The organism is Actibacterium sp., assembly GCF_041584535.1.
Classification (GTDB): domain Bacteria; phylum Pseudomonadota; class Alphaproteobacteria; order Rhodobacterales; family Rhodobacteraceae; genus Actibacterium_D.
Genome location: NZ_JBFHDW010000425.1, coordinates 1 through 1,511 on the forward strand (window position 1 = coordinate 1; position 1,511 = coordinate 1,511).

3 protein-coding genes are annotated in these 1,511 nt (G+C 63.7%); 1 reads left to right on the forward strand and 2 read right to left on the reverse strand.

Annotated elements, in window-relative coordinates:
• Together ABYW26_RS14410 and ABYW26_RS14415 are read right to left on the reverse strand one after the other, a co-directional pair.
• On the reverse strand, positions 1-218 hold a 218-nt coding region (locus ABYW26_RS14410), incomplete at its 3' end, for an ATP-binding protein (protein ID WP_372605603.1).
• A 70-nt stretch (positions 219-288) separates the two neighbouring features.
• On the reverse strand, positions 289-633 hold the full coding sequence (locus ABYW26_RS14415) for an STAS domain-containing protein (protein WP_372605604.1): 345 nt from the start codon (positions 631-633) through the stop codon (positions 289-291).
• A 90-nt stretch (positions 634-723) separates the two neighbouring features.
• Between ABYW26_RS14415 and ABYW26_RS14420 the strand changes: the two genes are divergently transcribed.
• On the forward strand, positions 724-1,511 hold a 788-nt coding region (locus ABYW26_RS14420), incomplete at its 3' end, for an acetyl-CoA C-acetyltransferase (protein WP_372605606.1).

A 1,511-nucleotide genomic window follows, 5' to 3' on the forward strand; every position in this document is an offset into this window, starting at 1 on the left:
AGTTGCAGGCACAAATGGGTTTGGCACCGCGCCAGAGACAGCTCAACCGGACCGCCGGGCGCCTGCGCATAGGCATGTTCGGCGATGTTGTTCAGCAGCTCGGCCAGCACCAGTTCAGCATCGCCACAGGATTCATCGCAATAGTCGCCTTGCGACAGCCAGCCCCGAACGCCGTTCAGCGCCGCGCGCACCGATTCTGGCGTACCTGCGAACCGCATCTTCATCTCGATACAGCCCGGCCCGCCTGCGCAAACCCGTTCAGCGCAGGCGTTGCTGACCACAGACCCCTCAGGCGGCATCCGCATCATGGTCCATGGCCGCCATGGCAGTGTCGAAAATCGTAAACACCGTATCCATCCGGGTCAGGCGAAACACCTTGGCAACATTGATCGTCAGCCCGGCCAGATCCATCCTGCGTTCCTTGCCCAGCTGTTTCATCGCGCCGACGATCGCGCCCAGACCGCTGCTGTCCACAAAGGCCACGCGCGACAGATCCAGCACCACGCGACGATGCGCGGTCGCGGTTTCCTCGCGCATGCGGTCGCGGAACTGAATCGCCACGACCGCGTCGATCCGGTCTTCCATCACCGAGATCAACAGCGCGCCACCCCGGTCCTCAGCCGCTAGTTCCATTCACATCTCCTTGCGCAACCTGACGGAACGCTAGACGGCAATCGTTACCATTCGGTATCCATAAGCAAACAACCCGGCGGAGGTATCGATATGAACGACGTTTTGATCTGTGGTGCGGCTCGCACGCCGATGGGCGGTTTTCAGGGCGTGTTTGCCGATGTCGATGCACCGACGCTGGGGGGCGCGGCGATTGGGGCCGCGCTTGCCGATGCCGGGGTCAGCACCGTTGATGAATTGATCATGGGTTGCGTGTTGCCCGCCGGGCTGGGGCAGGCGCCAGCGCGTCAGGCCGGGTTCAAGGCCGGTCTGGGCGAAGACGTTCCCGCGACCACCCTGAACAAGATGTGCGGCTCGGGGATGCGGGCGGCGATGATGGCCTACGACCAGCTGGCGCTGGGGCAGGTCGGCATCATGGTCGCTGGCGGCATGGAAAGCATGACCAACGCGCCCTATTTGCTGCCCAAGATGCGCGGCGGCGCCCGGATCGGTCACGGACAGGTGGTCGATTCGATGTTTCTGGACGGGCTGGAAGACGCTTACGACCGTGGCCGCCTGATGGGCACCTTCGCTGAAGACTGCGCCGAGGCGTTTCAGTTCACCCGCCGGGCGCAGGATTCCTATGCGCTGGGCTCGCTGGAAAACGCGCTTGAGGCGCAAAAGCGCGGCGATTTCGATGCTGAGATCACCCCGGTCACCATCAGTGACCGCAAAGGCGATCATATCGTCTCCGAGGATGAACAGCCCGGCGCGGCGCGGCCGGAAAAAATCCCGCATCTCAAACCGGCGTTCCGCAAGGATGGCACTGTGACCGCCGCGAACTCGTCGTCGATCTCGGACGGCGCTGCGGCGCTGGTGCTGGCAACCGGCGCCTTGGCTGC

Bases quoted from the DNA above. Each gene is read 5' to 3' on its own strand.
- ABYW26_RS14415 (WP_372605604.1), bottom strand. From the start codon at position 633: ATGGAACTAGCGGCTGAGGACCGGGGTGGCGCGCTGTTGATCTCGGTG.